The organism is Sphingopyxis sp. YF1 (assembly GCF_022701295.1).
Lineage (GTDB): Bacteria > Pseudomonadota > Alphaproteobacteria > Sphingomonadales > Sphingomonadaceae > Sphingopyxis.
On record NZ_CP033204.1, the window covers coordinates 402,800 to 420,159 of the forward strand.

20 protein-coding genes are annotated in these 17,360 nt (G+C 66.8%); 6 read left to right on the forward strand and 14 right to left on the reverse strand.

Annotated features, from left to right (window positions below; genetic code table 11):
* From EAO27_RS02110 to EAO27_RS02120, 3 genes are all read right to left on the reverse strand, one after another.
* Positions 1-825: a class III extradiol ring-cleavage dioxygenase gene (locus EAO27_RS02110; RefSeq protein WP_242776631.1), complete on the reverse strand. Its 825-nt coding sequence runs from the start codon at positions 823-825 to the stop codon at positions 1-3.
* A gap of 4 nt (positions 826-829) precedes the next feature.
* The gene (gene wrbA / locus EAO27_RS02115) at positions 830-1,432 is read right to left on the reverse strand and encodes an NAD(P)H:quinone oxidoreductase (RefSeq protein WP_242776633.1); all 603 of its coding nucleotides are present in this window, start codon (positions 1,430-1,432) and stop codon (positions 830-832) included.
* 85 nt (positions 1,433-1,517) lie between these two features.
* The gene (locus EAO27_RS02120) at positions 1,518-2,225 is read right to left on the reverse strand and encodes a pirin family protein (RefSeq protein WP_242776635.1); all 708 of its coding nucleotides are present in this window, start codon (positions 2,223-2,225) and stop codon (positions 1,518-1,520) included.
* 233 nt (positions 2,226-2,458) lie between these two features.
* On the opposite strand from EAO27_RS02120, the gene EAO27_RS02125 reads away from it, so the two are divergent.
* From EAO27_RS02125 to sdhA, 5 genes are all read left to right on the forward strand, one after another.
* A complete protein-coding gene (locus tag EAO27_RS02125; protein ID WP_242776637.1) occupies positions 2,459-3,394 on the forward strand; it encodes a LysR family transcriptional regulator in 936 nt (311 codons plus the stop codon).
* 196 nt (positions 3,395-3,590) lie between these two features.
* On the forward strand, positions 3,591-4,298 hold the full coding sequence (locus EAO27_RS02130) for a response regulator transcription factor CtrA (protein WP_242776639.1): 708 nt from the start codon (positions 3,591-3,593) through the stop codon (positions 4,296-4,298).
* Positions 4,299-4,849: 551 nt separating this feature from the next.
* Positions 4,850-5,299, forward strand: a complete 450-nt coding sequence (gene sdhC / locus EAO27_RS02135) for a succinate dehydrogenase, cytochrome b556 subunit (RefSeq protein ID WP_242776641.1) — start codon at positions 4,850-4,852, stop codon at positions 5,297-5,299.
* Positions 5,292-5,696 (forward strand): succinate dehydrogenase, hydrophobic membrane anchor protein, encoded by a 405-nt coding sequence (gene sdhD / locus EAO27_RS02140; protein ID WP_242776643.1) that lies wholly within the window; start codon positions 5,292-5,294, stop codon positions 5,694-5,696. The genes sdhC and sdhD overlap by 8 nt, the downstream gene beginning before the upstream one ends.
* Position 5,697: 1 nt before the next feature.
* Positions 5,698-7,500: a succinate dehydrogenase flavoprotein subunit gene (gene sdhA / locus EAO27_RS02145; protein WP_242776646.1), complete on the forward strand. Its 1,803-nt coding sequence runs from the start codon at positions 5,698-5,700 to the stop codon at positions 7,498-7,500.
* Positions 7,501-7,717: 217 nt separating this feature from the next.
* On the opposite strand, the gene EAO27_RS02150 is transcribed toward sdhA, so the two are convergent.
* From EAO27_RS02150 to leuC, 5 genes are all read right to left on the reverse strand, one after another.
* Entirely contained in the window at positions 7,718-7,993 is a 276-nt protein-coding gene (locus tag EAO27_RS02150) for a hypothetical protein (protein WP_242776648.1), read from the reverse strand.
* Positions 7,994-8,088: 95 nt separating this feature from the next.
* Positions 8,089-8,298, reverse strand: coding sequence for a DUF167 domain-containing protein (locus tag EAO27_RS02155; protein WP_278190116.1), 210 nt, complete (start codon positions 8,296-8,298; stop codon positions 8,089-8,091).
* Positions 8,299-8,366: 68 nt separating this feature from the next.
* Positions 8,367-9,362: an NADPH:quinone oxidoreductase family protein gene (locus EAO27_RS02160; RefSeq protein WP_242780399.1), complete on the reverse strand. Its 996-nt coding sequence runs from the start codon at positions 9,360-9,362 to the stop codon at positions 8,367-8,369.
* 20 nt (positions 9,363-9,382) lie between these two features.
* Positions 9,383-9,973 (reverse strand): 3-isopropylmalate dehydratase small subunit, encoded by a 591-nt coding sequence (gene leuD, locus EAO27_RS02165; RefSeq protein WP_242776652.1) that lies wholly within the window; start codon positions 9,971-9,973, stop codon positions 9,383-9,385.
* The gene (gene leuC, locus EAO27_RS02170) at positions 9,970-11,400 is read right to left on the reverse strand and encodes a 3-isopropylmalate dehydratase large subunit (RefSeq protein WP_242776654.1); all 1,431 of its coding nucleotides are present in this window, start codon (positions 11,398-11,400) and stop codon (positions 9,970-9,972) included. The genes leuD and leuC overlap by 4 nt, the downstream gene beginning before the upstream one ends.
* 209 nt (positions 11,401-11,609) lie before the next feature.
* Between leuC and EAO27_RS02175 the strand changes: the two genes are divergently transcribed.
* Positions 11,610-12,125, forward strand: coding sequence for a sterol desaturase family protein (locus EAO27_RS02175; RefSeq protein ID WP_242776656.1), 516 nt, complete (start codon positions 11,610-11,612; stop codon positions 12,123-12,125).
* Between the two features lie 100 nt (positions 12,126-12,225).
* Here the strand turns inward: EAO27_RS02175 and EAO27_RS02180 are convergent, their stop codons facing one another.
* The 6 genes from EAO27_RS02180 to EAO27_RS02205 all read right to left on the reverse strand — a co-directional run bounded on the left by EAO27_RS02180 (position 12,226) and on the right by EAO27_RS02205 (position 17,360).
* Entirely contained in the window at positions 12,226-12,906 is a 681-nt protein-coding gene (locus tag EAO27_RS02180; RefSeq protein WP_242776658.1) for a glutathione S-transferase family protein, read from the reverse strand.
* On the reverse strand, positions 12,894-13,871 hold the full coding sequence (locus EAO27_RS02185) for an NAD(P)-dependent oxidoreductase (RefSeq protein WP_242776660.1): 978 nt from the start codon (positions 13,869-13,871) through the stop codon (positions 12,894-12,896). Before EAO27_RS02185 ends, EAO27_RS02180 begins: the two co-directional genes overlap by 13 nt.
* A 67-nt stretch (positions 13,872-13,938) precedes the next feature.
* Positions 13,939-15,246, reverse strand: coding sequence for a serine hydrolase domain-containing protein (locus EAO27_RS02190; RefSeq protein ID WP_242776662.1), 1,308 nt, complete (start codon positions 15,244-15,246; stop codon positions 13,939-13,941).
* Complete coding sequence (locus EAO27_RS02195) at positions 15,230-15,871, reverse strand: CoA transferase subunit B (protein ID WP_242776664.1); 642 nt, start codon at positions 15,869-15,871, stop codon at positions 15,230-15,232. The genes EAO27_RS02190 and EAO27_RS02195 overlap by 17 nt, the downstream gene beginning before the upstream one ends.
* Positions 15,871-16,761 (reverse strand): HAD family acid phosphatase, encoded by an 891-nt coding sequence (locus tag EAO27_RS02200; protein WP_242776666.1) that lies wholly within the window; start codon positions 16,759-16,761, stop codon positions 15,871-15,873. Before EAO27_RS02200 ends, EAO27_RS02195 begins: the two co-directional genes overlap by 1 nt.
* The gene (locus EAO27_RS02205; protein WP_242776668.1) at positions 16,758-17,360 is read right to left on the reverse strand and encodes a hypothetical protein; all 603 of its coding nucleotides are present in this window, start codon (positions 17,358-17,360) and stop codon (positions 16,758-16,760) included. The genes EAO27_RS02200 and EAO27_RS02205 overlap by 4 nt, the downstream gene beginning before the upstream one ends.

Consider the following 17,360-nt stretch of genomic DNA (forward strand, 5'->3'; position numbering starts at 1 on the left):
CTATAGGGCGGCGGGCTCCCCGCCGAAAGCGTAAACGTCCATCGCGAGCACCGCATAGGTCGTGCTGTCGTGCAGCCGCTCGGCGGTAAGCCCGCCGGCTTCGGCCCCCGCGCCCATCGCGACGAACAGCGGCAGGATATGGTCGGGGGTGGGGTGGTTGTCCTTGCCGTGCGGCGCGCGCTCGACCGCGTGGAGCACGTCGTCGACGGCGCCCGCCGCGAAACGGTCGGCGATCCAGTCGGTGAAGCCGCGCACCCACGCCGGGGCGGGGGCGTCGATCGGCGGACGGGTGGTGAAATAGGCACGCAGATTGTGCGTGATGCTGCCCGATCCGATGATCAGGACACCCTCGTCGCGCAGCGGCGCGAGCGCCCGGCCCAGCGCGAAGTGCCATTCGGGCGATGCGTTCGAGGCGATCGACAGCTGGACGACCGGAATGTCGGCCGCCGGATAGGCCAGCGACAGCGGGACCCATGCGCCGTGGTCGAGCCCGCGTTCGGGGTCGGCGATCACGGGAAGCCCGTGCGCGCCAAGCAGGTCGACGATGCGGCCGGCGAGTGCCGGATCGCCCGGCGCCGGATAGCGCATCGCAAACAGTTCGTCGGGAAAGCCGCCGAAGTCGTGGATCGTCGGCGGAGCTGGCGACGCGGTGACCGTCGCACGGCCGCCCTCGAACGCCGCATCATGGTGCGCCGACACGACAAGGATCGCACGCGGGCGCGGCAGGCGGGCGCCCAGCCCGGCGAGGAAGGTCCGCGCCGGGCTGGGCTCGAGCGCCATCATCGGCGAGCCGTGCGAGACGAAAAGGCTCGGGAGACGGCGCATCGGATCAGGCGATCAGCTTGGCCGCGGTCCGCGCGACCTTTTCGCCAAGATAACGCGCGCCGCCGAGGTCGGCTTCGCTCGGCTGACGCGATCCGTCGCCGTCGGCCAGCGTCGTCGCGCCATAGGGCGCGCCGCCCTTGACCTCGTCGACGCCCATCTGGCCGGCATAGCCATAGTCGAGCCCGACGATCGTCAGCCCGAAGTGCAGCAGGTTGGTGATGATGTTGAACAGCGTCGTTTCCTGGCCGCCGTGCTGCGACGCCGAAGAGGTGAAGGCCGCGCCGACCTTGCCGTTGAGCTTGCCCTGTGCCCAGACGCCGCCGGCGGTGTCCCAGAAGCTTGCCATCTGGCTCGACATGCGGCCGAAGCGCGTCGGGGTGCCGACGACGATCGCGTCGTAGTTGGCGAGTTCATTGGGGTCGCTGAGCAGCGGGTGCGCGGTGTCGGTCTTGAAGCCCGCGGCCTGCACCACCGCGGCGGGCGCGGTTTCGGCGACGCGGCGGATATCGACCTCGGCGCCCGCGGCGCGCGCGCCCTCGGCGACGGCATCGGCCATCTGCTCGATGTGGCCGTAGGAGGAATAATAGAGCACCAGAACTTTTGCCATTGTCGTTGTCCTTTCGGTTTTGTCACGAAACAGGGGTGGGCCGCCGCCGCGGGGAGGGAGCGGCGACGGCCCGGGGGAGGCTCTTCTAGAGGCTGTCGACCAGCACCAGTTCGGCGTCGTCGATCGCCTCGACCTTGATCGTTCCGACGTCGCGGATTGCGATGCCGTCGCGCGGGGCGGCTTCCTCGCCGTTGACACGGATGCGGCCCTTGGCGGCGACCAGATAGGCGTGGCGTCCGGCGTCGAGGTCATAGGAGACACTCTCGCCGGCGCCCACCGTTGCCGCCGCCACGCGGGCGTCGGCGCGGATCGGCAGCGCCCCAGAGCCTTCGACGTCGCCCTCGATCCCGCTCGCCAGCGTCACGAACCGGCCCGAACGGTCGGCCGCGGGGAACTGGCGCGCGCCCCAGCCGGGGTTGCCGCCGGCGCGATCGGGGAGGATCCAGATCTGGAACAGCGTCGTTTCCTCGTCCTCGAGGTTGAACTCGCTGTGCGTGACGCCGGTACCCGCGCTCATCACCTGGACGTCGCCCGCCGCGGTGCGGCCGGTGTTGCCCATCGAATCGCGGTGGGTGATCGCGCCGGTGCGGACATAGGTGATGATTTCCATGTCGCGGTGCGGGTGCGGCGGGAAACCCGCCTGCGCCGCGATGGCATCGTCGTTCCAGACGCGCAGCGCGCCCCAGCCCATGCGGCCTTCGTCATAATAGTTGGCGAAGGAGAAATGGTGGCGGGCGTCGAGCCAGCCGTGGTTGGCGTGGCCGAGGCTGTCGAACTTGCGGATGTCGATCATGGCTTCGTCCTTTCTGTCGCGTCTCGCCGGGGCGGTGGTGCCGGGCGAGGCGTCTTGTTGAAGCCAAGATAGCGATCGGGATAGTTTCTAAAATAGCGTAGATGGAAATTCATTGTTTCCATTTTGCGCATGTTCGGTTTATCCCAACATCGCAAACCCGCGCCCGCCGCAGGGCGCTTCGCAGCAAGGCGCCCTGCGGCGGGCCCGGGGCTGCGATGTTCAGGAGACGATTTATGGCGCTTCCCGACTATGAAGGCTGGGCCTGTTTCGCCGCGGTCGCCGACAGCGGCAGCTTTACTGCCGCCGCCGCGACGCTCGGCCTGTCGAAGGCCAGCGTGTCGAAAGCGGTGACGCGGCTCGAAGCGTCGCTCGGCATCACCTTGCTCCACCGCAGTTCGCGCACCGTGACGGTGTCGACCGCGGGGGCGGGGCTGCTCGGCGAGGCGCAGGCGATGGTCGCGGCGGCGACCGCGGCGACCGAGGCGGCGCGCGGCGACCGCGTCGATCTGGCGGGCCCGATCCGCCTGTCGGCACCGATGAGCTTCGGGATCAAGGTGCTGGGCGCCCCGCTCGCCGCCTTCCTCGACCAGCATCCCGCGGTCGAGATCGAGGTGATGCTGAGCGACGCGCGGCACGATCTGGTCGCCGTGGGGATCGACCTCGGGCTGCGCATCGCGCGCATGGAGGATTCGAGCCTGCTTGCGCGGACCATCGCGCCGGTTGCGGCGTCGGTGATCGCCAGCCCCGCCTATCTCGATCGGCACGGCACCCCGCGCCACCCGCTCGACCTCGCGGGACACCGGCTGATCGGCTACGGCCACCGCGAGCGGACGATGCCGCTCAAATTCCACCGCGCCGGCGAGGAGGCGACGGTGATCCCGACGGGCCCTCTGTTTACCAACAACGGCGATATCATGATCCCGCTGCTCGTCGCGGGCGGCGGGATCGCGGTGCTGCCCGACTTCATCGCCGAGCAGGCGCTGGCGTCGGGCGCGGTGGTGCGCATCCTCACCGACTGGTCGCTGCCGCAATCCTTTCTTCACCTTCTTTCGCCACCATCGCGGCTGCGCCCGGCGCGTGTGCGGGCGCTGTCGGACCATCTGGTCGACACGCTCAAGCGCTCGTGCAGCGGCGCACATGCGCAGCATCTGGCGCTCGGATCGGGCTGAGCAGGCCCCGTCCGGAGCGCACACGCTGGCCGCGACTCGTGGATTTCCGCGGGTTAAATCAAAATTAACCTTTTCCCTTCATTGCTTTCATGGTTAATGTTCCGGCAGTCCCGCAACAGGGGGTCGCCGGTGGCATCGCACGATGATCCAGCGGACGGGTCGCGGGATCATCGTGGGAACAATCAAGGGGTGCCCAATGCGCGTACTGCTGATCGAGGACGAGCCGACGACCGCGAAAGCGATCGATACGATGCTCACGACCGAAGGCTTCAACGTCTATTCCACCGACCTCGGCGAGGAAGGCCTGGATCTGGGCAAGCTCTATGATTACGACATCATCCTGCTCGACCTGAACCTGCCCGACATGCACGGCTACGACGTGCTCAAGAAGCTGCGCACCGCCAAGGTGCAGACGCCGGTGCTGATCCTGTCGGGCATTTCCGAAATGGATTCGAAGGTGCGCTCGTTCGGCTTCGGCGCCGACGATTATGTCACCAAGCCCTTCCACCGCGACGAGCTGGTCGCGCGCATCCACGCCGTCGTCCGCCGTTCGAAGGGGCACAGCCAGAGCGTGATCAAGACCGGCAAGCTTGCGGTCAACCTCGACACCAAGACGGTCGAGGTCGACAGTGTGCGCGTGCATCTGACCGGCAAGGAATATCAGATGCTCGAGCTGCTTTCGCTGCGCAAGGGCACGACGCTGACCAAGGAAATGTTCCTCAACCACCTCTATGGCGGCATGGACGAACCCGAACTCAAGATCATCGACGTCTTCATCTGCAAGCTGCGCAAGAAACTGGCGCTGGCGTGCGGCGGCGAGAATTATATCGAGACCGTCTGGGGGCGCGGCTATGTGCTGCGCGACATCGACGACGACGGGCACGAGGTACGCCGCGTCGCCTGACGCGCCGCGCCCGGCCCGGGCATCACGAACAAACGGGGGAGCCGGCGCGGAGCGATCCGCGCCGGTTTTCCTTTGCGCGCGGCCGGCGGCGGCTTCGGGGCGGGAAGCGGACGTTGGCAGCGCCTTTGTGATCCCCGGCGAAAGCCGGGGCCCAAGGCTTTGAAGCGCTGGAGCAGCGTGATGGCTCGCTGGGCCCCGGCTTTCGCCGGGGATCACATCTTCAGCGGCAGCAACTGGCCGTTTCCCGCCGATCCTCCCTGTCGCGCCGCGATGGGAGGTGGCAGCACGACGCGCTGACGGAGGGGCCGACGCCGTCAGGCGCCGCGCGACCTTGCGGTTCCGACGTCACCGCCTGCGGCGGCGGTCCGCCTCCCTGGGGACTGCGGCCACAGGGAGGAGCAATCGCTCGCGTTCCGGACTGTCCCCTGGCCCGCGCACCGCTCTTTCGCCGCCGATTTCTTCGCGCCATGCTTGCTAAGCAATTGCATATCGCGGCAGGAAGGCTTAACCGGCCCCCATCGACCGGATAGAGTCAGAAAAGCGGGGCTGATATGGCTGGCACAGAACCGAGCGGGCGGCCGCTCTCACCGCATTTGCAGGTGTATAAATGGGCGCCTTCGATGGCGGTTTCGATCCTTCACCGCGCGAGCGGCGACGGACTTGCGATCGTCGGCGGGCTGATGTTCCTCTGGTGGCTCGGCGCGATCGCCGGAGGACCGGAGGCCTATGCCGCGTTTGTCGGCTGGGTGTGGCACGATCCCAGCCCTGATCCCGACATCTACCACCGGGTCACCAACATCCTCGGCAAGATCGTGCTGATCGGGCTGACCTGGGCCTTTTTCCAGCATCTCTTCTCGGGTCTGCGTCACTTCGTGCTCGACACCGGCGCGGGCTATGAGCTCAAGGCCAACAAGCTCTGGTCGATGCTCGTCATCTTTGCCGGCATTTTCGCCACGGCGGCGACCTGGCTCTATATCTTTGCGGAGGCGCTCAATGGGTAACGGTACGCGCCTCGGCCGGGTCCGCGGCCTCGGATCGGCACAGCATGGTTCGCAGCACTGGCTGCAACAGCGCCTGACTGCGCTCGGCAACCTGCTGCTCGTCACCTGGTTCGTCGTTTCGATGATCCGTCTGCAGCCCGTCGATCATGCCGAAGTCTATCGCTGGGTGTCGAGCCCGGGTGTCGCGATCGCGCTGATCCTGCTCGTGATCAGCGTCTTCTGGCATCTCCGCCTCGGGCTTCAGGTGCTGATCGAGGACTATGTCCACGGCGATGCGGCGCGCCTGTTCGCGCTCGTTATCCTCAATTTCTATGCCATCGGCGGTGCGGCCTACGGCATCTTTGCCATCGTCCGCATCGCATTGGCCCCCGTTGCGGGCGCCCCGGGGGGCATGTGACATGACCGACGCCTACAAGATCATCGACCATGTGTACGACACCGTCGTCGTCGGCGCCGGCGGCTCGGGTCTGCGCGCCACGATGGGCAGCGCCGAAGCGGGACTCAAGACCGCCTGCATCACCAAGGTGTTCCCGACGCGCAGCCACACCGTCGCGGCGCAGGGCGGCATCGCCGCGAGCCTCGGCAACAATTCGCCCGACCACTGGCAGTGGCACATGTACGACACGGTCAAGGGGTCCGACTGGCTCGGCGACCAGGACGCGATCGAATATATGGTGCGCGAGGCGCCCGCCGCGGTCTACGAACTCGAGCACGCCGGCGTGCCGTTCAGCCGCAACCAGGACGGCACCATCTACCAGCGCCCGTTCGGCGGTCATATGCAGAATATGGGCGAAGGCCCGCCGGTGCAGCGCACCTGCGCTGCGGCTGACCGCACCGGCCACGCGATGCTCCACGCGCTCTATCAGCAGTCGCTGAAATATGACGCGGACTTCTTCATCGAATATTTCGCGCTCGACCTGATCATGGAAAATGGCGAGTGCCGCGGCGTGATCGCCCTGTGCATGGAGGATGGCAGCATCCACCGCTTCCGCAGCCAGGCCGTCGTGCTCGCGACGGGCGGCTACGGTCGCTGCTATTTCACCGCGACCTCGGCGCACACCTGCACCGGCGACGGCGGCGGCATGGTGCTGCGCGCCGGGCTGCCCCTGCAGGACATGGAATTCGTCCAGTTCCACCCGACCGGCATCTACGGCGCGGGCGTGCTGATCACCGAAGGCGCGCGCGGCGAGGGCGGTTACCTCACCAACAGCGAGGGCGAGCGGTTCATGGAACGCTATGCCCCGTCGGCGAAGGATCTCGCGTCGCGCGACGTGGTGTCGCGCTCGATGGCGCTCGAAATCCGCGAAGGCCGCGGCGTCGGCCCGCACAACGACCATATCTACCTCCACCTCGACCATATCGATCCCGCGGTGCTTGCCGAGCGCCTGCCGGGCATCACCGAGAGCGGAAAGATTTTCGCGGGCGTCGACCTGACGCGCCAGCCGCTGCCGGTCGTCCCGACGGTCCATTACAATATGGGCGGCATTCCCTGTAACTATCATGGCGAAGTCGTCACGCTGCGCGACGGCAATCCCGATGCGGTCGTCCCCGGCCTGTTCGCGGTCGGCGAAGCCGCGTGCGTTTCGGTCCATGGCGCGAACCGTCTGGGCTCGAACAGCCTGATCGACCTCGTGGTGTTCGGCCGCGCGACCGGTCATCGCCTCAAGGAACTGCTCAAGCCCGGCGCCGCCCAGCCCGCGCTGCCCAAGGACAGCGCCGACCTCGCGCTCGCGCGTCTCGACCATTTCCGCAACGCCAGCGGCGGTTCGCCCACCGCGGAAATCCGCACCGAGATGCAGCGCGCCATGTCGCAGCACGCGGCGGTGTTCCGCACCGACGAGCTGATGGCCGAAGGCAAGGAAAAGCTCGCCAAGACCTATCAGCGGATGAACGACGTCCACGTCACCGACCGCAGCCTGATCTGGAACACCGATCTCGTCGAAACGCTCGAGCTCGACAATCTGATCGCGCAGGCGACGGTGACGATGCATTCGGCGTACAACCGCAAGGAAAGCCGCGGCGCCCACGCGCACGAGGATTTCCCCAACCGCGACGACGCGACGTGGATGAAGCACACGATCAGCTGGTTCGACGGCTGGGGCGGCAAGGGCGGCGGCGTTCGCCTCGATTATCGTCCGGTCCACGAATATACGCTTTCGGACGACGTCGATTATATCAAGCCCAAGGCGCGCGTTTACTGATTGCCGGGGACGGGCCTCGCGTCCGTCCCGCCTTCACCCCCGCTTTTGCCGGCTGTTCGATCCGGGCGGTCATATGATCGGGGAATGTCGCACCGGGTTCCGGTGCATGCCGCCCGGAATGCGGCGGAGTGCCGGGTCGCATCCTGATGATCCGGCTCGATTACCGGCCGAAAGGACGATCGATCCGGCATGCACGGCAACGGGCAGCTGAGCGGATCTAGTCCTCGAACCAGCCGTGAAGGAAATTGACGTCGGAAAAGGGGCGGTCGACGTCCTGCCCGATGATCCACAGCTTCTGGCACGCGATGGTGAAAAAGATCAGCGCGATCGTCCAGACGATGATCGTCTTGATCACCTGCCAGCGCCGTTCGTCGGCCGCCGCCTTGGCGCGCGCGCGATGGTCGATGCCCAGGTCGCCTTCGAACTCGGCAACGAGCTGCGCGCGACGGGTGCGCGAAATATTGGCGATCCCCGCGGCCCGATTGTCATTCATGGAACGGCGAGTCGCCATAGCCCCAACCCTGCGCAAACGCTTCTGTCACGCCTTGCGACATAGCGCGAAGCTCCTGACAAAGGGTTAATCGCGTTTCATTCGGGCGCGATGCCGATCAGCTTGATCCGCGCGCTTGCGCCGCGCAGCAGGGTCAGGTCGCGGCGCGGCCGGTCGAGCGCGGCGGCGAGCAGGTGCAGCACGGCCTCGTTGGCGGCGCCGTCGGCGGGGGGCGCGGTGACGCGCAACTGGACTGCGTCGCCTTCGATCGCCACCGCGTCGCGGCGGGCGCCCGGCGTCACGCGCACCTCGATCCGGCCGGTCGGCGCTGCAAGCCGGTGCAGCGCCGCCGTCAGCTCAGGGTCGGGACGATATTTCAGATGGTGATCACCAGCTTGCCGACCGCGCTGCGGTCGCCCAGCTTGGCGATCGCCTGCCCACCGTCGGCGAGCGCGTAGGTGCCGGTGACGCGCGGCTTGATCTTGCCCTGCTCCCACAGCTGGAACAGCCGCGCGATATTGGCGCGGTTGCGTGCGGGCTCGCGCGCGACGAAGGCGCCCCAGAAAACGCCCGCGACGTCGCAGCTCTTGAGCAAGGTCAGGTTGAGCGGCAGGCGCGGGATGCCCGCGGGGAAACCGACGACGAGGTAGCGGCCCTCCCATGCGATCGAGCGCAGCGCGGGCTCGGCATAATCGCCGCCGACCGCGTCATAGATGACGTTGGCGCCGTTCGGGCCGACCGCTGCCTTGAACCGGTCGGCGAGCGCCTTCGACTGTTCCTTGTCGAACGGCTGGCGACCATAGACGACGACCTCGTCGGCACCCGCCTGGCGTGCGATCTCGGCCTTCTCCTCGCTCGACACGCCCGCGACGACGCGCGCGCCGAACGCCTTGCCCAGTTCGACTGCGGCGATGCCCACACCGCCCGAGGCGCCGAGGACGAGCAGCGTATCGCCTTCCTTGATATGGCCGCGGTCGACCAGCGCGTGGATGCTGGTGCCATAGGTCATCAGCAGCGAGGCCCCTTCGGCGAAGTCATGCCCCGCGGGCAGGTGATAGACATTGTGCACCGAAACCGCGACCGCTTCGGACATTCCGCCGTTGCCGCAACCCGCGATCACGCGGTCGCCGACCTTGAAGTCCGTGACACCTTCGCCAACTTCGGCGACCAGCCCCGCAACCTCGCCGCCGGGCGCGAAGGGGCGCGCGGGCTTGAACTGATATTTGTCCTCGATGATCAGCACATCGGGGAAATTGACCGCGCAGGCCTTGACGTCGATCACGATCTGGCCGGCTCCGGCGGTCGGGCGCGGCAGTTCGCCGACGACAAGCGTTTCGGGGCCGCCGGTGGCGGTCGACAAAAGGGCCTTCATCATCATCTCCTCACAGGGGTTTACAGCGAAGGTTGCAGCCAGGGCCGGTCCTGCGCCAGTTTTTGTTCATAGGCGCCGATCGCCGCGGCGCTTTTTTCGGTGATCGAAATCTCGTCGAGCCCCTCGAGCAGGCACATCTTGCGGAACGGGTCGATCTCGAAGGTGAAGCGGTCCTGGAACTGCGTCGTCACCGTCTGGTTTTCGAGGTCGACATGCACCGGATCGGTCGCGGCGACCTCCAGCAACCGGTCGATCGCCGCCTGCGGCAGCACGACGGGCAGGATGCCGTTCTTCACCGCATTGCCCGAGAAGATGTCCGAATAGGAGGGGGCAATGACGACGCGGATGCCGAGGTCGCCGAGCGCCCACGCGGCATGCTCGCGGCTCGACCCGCAACCGAAATTGTCGCCCGCGATCAGGATCGGCGCGCCCTGGAACGGCGGATTGTCGAACAGATTGCCGGGATCGGCGCGCAGGCTTTCGAACGCACCGCGGCCCATACCCTCGCGCGTCGTGCCCTTCAGCCAGTGAGCGGGGATGATGACGTCGGTGTCGACATTCTTGAGGCCGAGCGGGATCGCGCGGCCGTCGACTTCCTTGAGGGGGGTCATGCCATTAACTCCCGCACATCGGTGAGCTTGCCGGTCACCGCCGCCGCCGCCGCCATCGCGGGGCTGACGAGGTGGGTGCGGCTGCCGGGGCCCTGGCGGCCGACGAAATTGCGGTTGCTGGTCGAGGCGCAGCGCTCGCCCGCGGGCACCTTGTCGGGATTCATCGCAAGGCATGCCGAGCAGCCGGGCTCGCGCCATTCGAGCCCCGCGTCGGTGAAGATGCGGTCGAGTCCCTCGGCCTCGGCCTGCGCCTTCACCAGCCCCGATCCGGGGACGACGATCGCCCATTTGACATTGTCGGCCTTCTTGCGGCCCTTGATCACCGCCGCGGCGGCGCGCATGTCCTCGATGCGGCTGTTGGTGCAGCTGCCGATGAAGATATTTTCGATCGGGACATCCTGCATCCGCGTGCCGGGTTCGAGGCCCATATAGGCAAGGCTCTTGGCGGCGGCGGTCTGCTTCGACGGATCGGCGAAGCTTGCGGGATCGGGGACGACCCCGGTAATCGGCACGACGTCTTCGGGGCTGGTGCCCCAGGTCACGCTCGGCGCGATGTCGGCGGCGTCGATGATGACGACCTTGTCATAGGTCGCGCCCGCATCGGTCGCGAGGCTTTTCCAGTACGCGACGGCGGCGTCCCAGTCGGCGCCCTTGGGCGCATAGGGGCGGCCCTTCAGATAGGCGAAAGTCGTCTCGTCGGGCGCGATCAGCCCGGCGCGCGCGCCGCCCTCGATCGCCATATTGCTGATCGTCAGCCGGCCCTCGATGCTGAGGCTGCGGATCGCGCTGCCGGTATATTCGATGACATGGCCGGTGCCGCCCGCGGCGCCGATCGTGCCGGTGATGTGGAGGATGATGTCCTTGGCCGACACGCCGGGGCCAACCTCGCCCTCGACGCGCACGTCCATCGTCTTCGACGGCTGGAGCAGCAGCGTCTGCGTCGCGAGCACATGCTCGACCTCGCTCGTCCCGATGCCGAAGGCGAGCGCGCCGATGCCGCCGTGGCACGCGGTGTGGCTGTCGCCGCACACGATCGTCGTGCCGGGCAGCGAGAAGCCCTGTTCGGGCCCGACGACGTGGACGATGCCCTGCTCGGGCGCCACCGCGTCGATGTAGCGGATGCCATATTCGGGCGCGTTCCTTTCGAGCGCCGCGAGCTGCGCCGCGCTTTCGGCGTCGGCGACCGGCAGCCGGTTGCCCACCGCATCGAGCCGCGCCGTCGTCGGCACATTATGATCGGGCACCGCGAGCGTCAGGTCGGGGCGGCGCACCGTGCGGCCGCTCGCGCGAAGCCCCGCGAACGCCTGCGGGCTGGTGACTTCATGGACGAGGTGACGGTCGATGAAGATCAGGGCGGTACCATCGGGGCGCTGTTCGACGACATGCGCGTCCCAGATTTTCTCGTAGAGGGTGCGGGGCCGGGTCATGCGGTTCACTTAAGCCGGTACGACAACAATGCAAGCGAGTGGCGATCAAAAACGCAATTTTCGGTCGCGCGTGTCGGTAACCACCCATTGTCACCCCGGGGCTTGATCCGGGGTCCATGACTTCGATGCGGGAATGGATGCCGGATCAGGTCCGGCATGACGATGCGGGGTTGGTGGCATCATGTCTTCAACAAGCCTATAATCCCTCCATGTCGACTCCCGTCATCCTCCTGCTCATCCTCGTCACGGTCGCGGCGATGGAGGGCGTCGCCTGGGCGAGCCACAAATATATCATGCACGGCTTTGGCTGGGCGTGGCACCGCGACCATCACGAACCGCACGACAAGCGGCTGGAAAAGAACGACCTGTTCGCACTCTTCGGTGCGGCGATGAGCATTTCGGCTTTCGCGGCGGGCAGCCCGATGATCCTGGGCGCCTCGGCCTGGGAGCCGGGGACGTGGATCGGGCTCGGCATCCTCTGCTACGGCATCATCTACACGCTCGTGCACGACGGGCTCGTCCACCAGCGTTACTTCCACTGGGTGCCGCGTCGCGGCTACGCCAAAAGGCTGGTGCAGGCGCACAGGCTGCACCATGCGACGATCGGCAAGGAGGGCGGGGTCAGCTTCGGCTTCATTTTTGCGCGCGATCCCATGAAGCTCAAGGCCGAACTCAAGGCACAGCGCGAAGCGGGGATCGCGGTGGTGCGCGCGTTGTCGGACTAGGGCCTTGTCATTGCGAGGAGCGAAGCGACGCGGCAATCCAGAGGCGCGTAAGCTCGCTCTGGCTTGCTTCGCTTCGCTCGCAATGACGACGGACAGGGGTTTAGGCCGTCCGGTAATCCGCCGTAATCACTCCCGCCGCGGTCAGTTCGGCCTCATGGCTTTCCTCGCGCCAGGTCTCGAGCAGCGCCTGCCGCTCCCATTCCTGCATTGCAGGATGCGCGAGCATATGGTCGACCCACGCCTGCCCGGCGCCGACGTCGAGGCCATAGGTGCGGATGCGGAAGGCGACCGGGGCGAAGAAGGCATCGACCGCCGAGAAGTCTGGTCCGGCGAGCCACGGCCCGCCGAACCGGGCGAGGCCGTCCTCGAACAACTCGCGGATGCGCGTGACATTGGCGCGGAGTGCGCCGGACATTGGTTTCGGCGTCACGCGGACGCCGACGTTCATCGTGCAGTCGTTGCGCAGCGCGGCAAAGCCGCTGTGCATTTCGGCGGCGGCGCACTGCGCCCATGCGCGTGCATCGGGGTCGGTGGGCCAGACATTCGCGTGCCGGTCGGCGAGGTAGAGCGCGATGCCAAGCGAATCATAGATCGTGCGTCCTTCGTGCAGCAGTGCGGGCACCTGCCCGGTCGGCGAAAAGCTGCGGAACGCGTCATAGTTCACCGGCCGCGCAAAAGGCTCGATGCGGTCGTCGAATGCGATGTCGAGTCCCTTCATCAGCACCCACGGGCGCAGCGACCAGCTCGAATAATTGCGGTTGGCGGTGATCAGCACATACATGCTTCGCGCTCCTGTGCGACGATGGGGGAGGTATAGTCGGGGTCGTGCGCGAAGGGCAGCGGCGTGTCGTCCCGCAGCGCGGCGAGCACGCTGCCGAAATCGCTCTGCGCCCGCCAGCCGAAGCGGCGTTCGGCGCGCGACGGATCATAGACGCGGTCGATCGTCTCCGGCAGCACCCATCCTCGGGCTGCATAGAGCGCCGCTGCGTCGGGATAGTGCCGTGCGATCACCGCACGGGCATCGCGGGCCAGCTCTTCGGCCTCTTGACGCGCGAAGGGCGGCGGTGCTGAAAGGATGAACGTGTCGCAGCCGATCGCCGGCGCGGCCGCGAGCGCCGCGAGATGCGCCGCCGCGGCATCCTCGACCGTCAGCCGCCGGTTGAGCATCTCATTGGCCTTCAAATTCGGCCCGCTCGGGGTTGCATGCGTGTCGTCGTCCTCGGGAAAGAAACGCCCGGTGCGCAGGATTGCGACGGCGATGCCATGCTCGCGGTGAACCAGCCGGCACGCCTGTTCCGCGGCAAGCTTGGTGATGCCATAGATGTTGCGCGGTTCGAGCGGGCCGAAATCCTCGTCCATCCACCATGCCCCCGCCGCGCCCGCCCCTTCGCGCACGTCGGCGCGCACCATCAGCGAAGTGGTCGAGGTAAAGAGGAAGCGGTCGTTGCCCGCCGCCACGGCCGCCTCGATCAGGTTGAGCGTGCCCGTCAGATTGACGTCGACGAATGCGTGCCGCGGATAACGGACGATGTCGGGTTTGTGGAGCGCGCCGCCATGGATCACCGCTTCGATGCCATGGTCGCCCATCGTCCGCTCGATCAACGCGCGGTCGGCAACGGTGCCGACCACCTGCGTGTGCGCGCCGGGAACGACATCGAGCCCGGTGACCGCATGGCCATTGTCGGCGAGAAGCGGCGCCAGATAACGCCCCAGCCAGCCAGATGAGCCGGTCAGCAGCACGCGCATCGATGCTTCTCCTTCTGTCCTCGCCGCGCGTCCGATACCCGGGCGGCGGCTGGGGCCGGCAGGCCCGTTACCTTTTCGGAACCGCGGCGATCGGGCCGGTGCCGACCGGCGTGCGTTTTGCGGGCGGCAGTTCGCTGAGGTCGAGCCAGTGCGCGTCCTCGCGCTTGTGATAGCTGTCGATCACCGCGAACGGGATGCGGAAGGGAAAGCCGAAATCGCTGTTCCACAGCGCGACGACACCCGTCCGCGTCGCGGGTTCGAAGATCATCGTGGCGCGATAACCCGCGACCGCTCCCGAATGGCCCGCAAGCCGGTGGCCGCCATAGGTGAAATTGCGCCAGCCGAGCGCATAGCTCGCATCGCTGTTGGCCTGGCGCAGCGCGCTGCCGTAAAGGCTTTCGGTGCGGACGCGCGGGCGATGCGCGCGCTCCAGCACCGCTTCGGGCAGCACGTCGGGGCGGGAGCCCATCATCGCCTGCATCCATGTCGCAAAATCGACGATGTCGCTTTCGACGCCCGCGGCGGCGGGAACGCGCCAATAGGCTTCCTTGACCGGGCGGACCTGGCTGCCCCGGTGCGGCTTGGCCCAATCCTTGGCGCCGGTCAGCCGTTCCATCCCATACCCCGCGCTGATCATGCCGAGCGGTCGGAAAAACCGGTCCTCGACCGCGTCGGCGAAGGGCTTGTGCGCCGCCGCGGCCAATATCTCGCTCGCCGCGTCGAAGGCGATATTCTGGTAGGTATGGCAGGTGCCGGGCTCGCATTGCAGCGGCGCGGCGGCAAGGTTCGTGCGCAGCGTCGCAGGATTCTGCCCTTCCTCGAGCTTCTCGTCATAGGCGTTTTTGGTCAGGCCGGTACGCTGCGCCAGCAGGTCGTCCAGCGAGATCCGTGCCTCGGCGCCCCCGGGCAGGCGCAATGACGTGCGCGATCCGCCGACCGGGCGGTCCAGATCGACAGTGCCGTCGCCGGCCATCGCGGCGGCGAGGACGCCCGTTGCGGTCTTCGAAACCGAGGCCCAGCGGAACAGCGTATGCGGCGTGACCGGGGCTCCGGTCCCGGCGTCGGCGACGCCATAGGTGCGCACGAAGCTGAGTTTGCCGTCTTCGACCACCGCGACCGCCAGCCCCGCCATTTCGGGTCGCTGCGCAAGGTCGGACAATTGCCGGTCGAGCGCGCGATAGTCGATCCGCCCGCGCCATTTGGCGGGTGTGTCGGGCAGGTTTTCCGGCCCCCGCATCGGGATCGCGACGCTCGCGAGGGGTGTCCGGACCCCGGCGGCGTGAAGACCGAACCAGCCCGTCAGCCCCAGCGCGACGACCGCGAGGAGGATGATGAAAACGCGCGGGACGGACCCGTGATCAGATGGCGACCTCATATGTGGCCGTCGTCTTAGCCGCGACTTCCTCCGCCGTCACCCCCGGCGCGAGTTCGATCAGCCGGAACGGGCTCGCATGATCGTCGCGCTTGAACACCGCGAGGTCGGTGATGATCATGTCGACGACATTCTTGCCGGTCAGCGGCAGCGTGCAGGCCGGGATGAATTTGGGGCTGCCGTCCTTGGCATTGTGCTCCATCACGACGATGATCTTCTTCACGCCGGCGACGAGATCCATCGCGCCGCCCATGCCCTTGATCATCTTGCCGGGAATCATCCAGTTGGCGATGTCGCCATTTTCGGCGATCTCCATCGCGCCGAGCACAGTCAGGTCGATATGGCCGCCGCGAATCATCGCAAAGCTGTCCGACGAGCTGAAATAGGCCGATTGCGGCAGCTCGCTGATCGTCTGCTTGCCCGCGTTGATCAGGTCGGCATCCTCGTCGCCCTCATAGGGGAAGGGGCCGATGCCGAGCATGCCGTTCTCGCTCTGGAGCGTCACCGTCATCCCCGCGGGAATATGGTTCGCGACGAGCGTCGGGATGCCGATGCCGAGGTTGACGTAATAGCCGTCCTGCAGTTCCTTCGCGGCGCGCGCCGCCATGTCATCACGCGTCCAGGCCATTATTTCGGCTCCCATTTTTTGTCGGAGGGGAAGGCGTCGCCCCAGCCCAGTTTTTCCCACGGGCCGTAGACGGGGTTGGGGAAAAGGAACCAGCCCTTGTCCCAGAGTGCGGTCGCGCCGGCGTTCGTCGCAAGCGCCATGCGCTGCGTCGCGGGCAAATCCTTGACATTGAACTGCTGGCTGAAGTCGCCGAGCTGGTCGCCGCCAAGGATGATCACGCAATATTTCGATGCGATCGCCCTGCGGCGTCCGTCCTTGCTCGACCCGCCGGTGTCGTCGCCCATCAGGAACAACGTCTCGCCATGCCTGAACTCGCCCAGTCCTGCGGCACGCAGCGTGTCTTCGCTGCCCTTGGCGGCGGCGGCGGTGCGGTTGGTGTTCGCGATCACGGTGATGCCCGCGGCGCGCAGGGCATTCACCATCGCGACCGTGCCGGGCATCGCGATCGCCTTGCCCGCGCCGGTCTTTTCCCACTGGTCCCAGACCTTGGGGTCAAAAGCGGTGCCTTTCTCGGCGAAGTACCGCATGGGCCCCAGATTCCAGATCAGGGTCTCGTCGGCGTCGAACACGGCTGCGAAGGGCTTGCTGCCGCACGGTTCGAACGTCGGGGCGTCCATGGTCGCGCCCGGCGCCAGCACGACGCTGTCCTTCGGCCTCTCCCTGATTCGCCACGCGCCATAATCGGCGATCCGCGCATTGGTGGCGCGCACCAGGGCCGCAGCTTCGGGCGAACCGTAGAGATATTGCAAAGCGACCGGCGGCTTGGCGGCTTCGGCCGGTGCGGGTGCAGCGGCGGGGGGCGGCGTCAGGGGCGCGGGTGCCGGGGAAGCCGCGCAACCGGCGAGTCCGCAGCCGGCGGCAAGCAAAAGCCAGTTCCGGAACGTCGTCATTCGCTTCCTCCGCTGATGTGCGGTCGATATTTCGGATCGATCAAAGCTTCGGCGCAGGCGAGGCCAAGATAGCCCGGATTGTCCAAGTCGTAGTCCCCCGCAATTCCCATCGCGCCTGCAATGTCAGCTTTTGGCTTGATCCGGTTGGCGGCCGGATCGGTTTCGGTTGGCAAGGGGCTGGAAATCTCGAAAAAACGCTTGAATAACTCGATGCGGATTGCAGCGAACTCGGGCGCGAGCGACCGTTCGGACTCGCGGCGTAGACGAAAGCTCGCACGCGTCAGCGGTGACGCGTTGAAGGAAAGAAAGCGAGCGGCTTTGAGCATGTTCTCGTCGACCGTCTTGCGGATCGCGGCCGTGTAGCCCGCCTTGAGCGTCGAAAAATGGACCGCCAGCACATCCTTTCGGGCCTGGCTGACCAGTTGGCACCCCTTCAGGAAGCCGACCCGGCGGATTTCCGCGCGAACCTCGGGATTGTCATATAGCGCGCTGCTGACGGGGCCGGCGAAGCGCGCCTGCCCCGCCGCGAGATAGTCGATCTTTTGCTCGACCGACCATGTTGCGGGGTCGGGCACGCTGATGGCCGGGGCGGCCGACAT